This window comes from Massilia frigida (assembly GCF_011682175.1).
Taxonomy (GTDB): domain Bacteria; phylum Pseudomonadota; class Gammaproteobacteria; order Burkholderiales; family Burkholderiaceae_D; genus Telluria_A; species Telluria_A frigida.
Genome location: NZ_WHJG01000148.1, coordinates 1 through 799 on the forward strand (window position 1 = coordinate 1; position 799 = coordinate 799).

1 protein-coding gene is annotated in these 799 nt (G+C 59.7%); it reads left to right on the forward strand.

Translation table 11 applies throughout. The features are described 5' to 3' along the window. Positions 1-125: 125 nt before the first annotated feature. On the forward strand, positions 126-799 hold a 674-nt coding region (locus F2P44_RS34420; protein WP_229423918.1), incomplete at its 3' end, for a transposase.

Genomic DNA, 799 nt, shown 5'->3' on the forward strand with positions numbered 1-799 from the left:
GAGGCTCTTGCAAAACTGGCGTAACGCATGGGAACGGCTTGGCATCGCAAGCATAAAGGAGGGTGTGGGCGCACCCATTTCTGGCATGATGCAGTTTCTCAAGACTTCACCAAAACGCCCACACAATGGATGCTACCCGACGCGATCTGATCATGCAACGCTGGAATGCGATTCAACATGATGTGCTTCCCGAGTTGCGTGCCGAAGTCGGCGTCGTGACACCGAAACTGGCCCGCGTAGCGCATGTTCTTGAATGGGCTCGGGTGGAAGAATTTGTCGCTCACTCGTGGTGCGGCATTGGTCGGCCGCCACATGTCCGAGCTTGGTTGGCAAACGCCTTTGTTGCCAAGGCCGTACTCGGCATCGGCACCACGACTGGCCTGGTGGAACGCTTGACGATGGACAAGCCATTGCGTCGCATTTGCGGCTTCGCTCCGTATGCCAAGCTTCCTTCGGAAGCGACCTTCTCGCGGGCGTTCGCCCAATTCGCCGAGACCAGGATAGTCGAGCGTGCCTACGAAGCCATGATCAAGGAACATCTGGGCGGTGAATTGATCGGGCATATCAGCCGTGACGGCACTGCTATCGCAGCACGCGAGCGGCCCGTCGCTCCCGGCGTGGCCGAGGCCGCAGTTGCGCCAGGCAAGGAGTGCGCGGTAAAGCGGGGAAGCAAGCGTGCAGTGCCAGCGTCGGCTTCCCCAATCCTGCGCCAGCGTAGCCAGTCGCTGCCTGCTATGCTGGCCGAATTGCCTACTGCTTGTGATCGCGGCACGAAATGCAACGCACAAGGCTACAAGAC